Annotated in this window: 1 pseudogene; it reads left to right on the top strand. The window is 65.3% G+C overall.

Going from position 1 to position 380, the window contains the following annotated elements:
* Positions 1-380, top strand: a pseudogene (locus EN786_RS36325) (hypothetical protein); the annotation flags it as partial.

The following is a 380-nucleotide window of genomic DNA, read 5'->3' as shown; positions in this document are numbered from 1 at the left end:
GTGACGACGCGCAGCGACATGCAGAACGCGCTCGACGCCGCAGTGCTTGCGATCACCACCATGCCGACCACGACGGCGCTTTCCGACCGCCAAACGGCGCTGCAGCAGGCCTATGCCGCCAACAGCGGCCAAGGCACCGCGACACTGACCGGCGTCAACGTCGATGCTTCCGGCACGGCGACCTTCACCGCTACGGCAAGCTATCCGATGCCGACCACTTTCATGCAGGTCGCCCGCATCAATAATGTGCAGGTCGGCGTCAGCTCCGCGGTGCGCAAGACGCCGGCGCTGGTGCAGACCACGTTCAGGGTGACGAAGGTGTCGGGCTACTGGGCAAAGACCATGACCCTGTGGGGCACCAAGTTCGGCGATACCACCCC

It is taken from the genome of Mesorhizobium sp. M4B.F.Ca.ET.143.01.1.1 (assembly GCF_004792275.1).
Taxonomy (GTDB): Bacteria; Pseudomonadota; Alphaproteobacteria; order Rhizobiales; family Rhizobiaceae; genus Mesorhizobium; species Mesorhizobium abyssinicae.
Note: the sequence above shows the minus strand (reverse complement) of the source record. Positions and strands in the feature narration are given on the sequence as shown.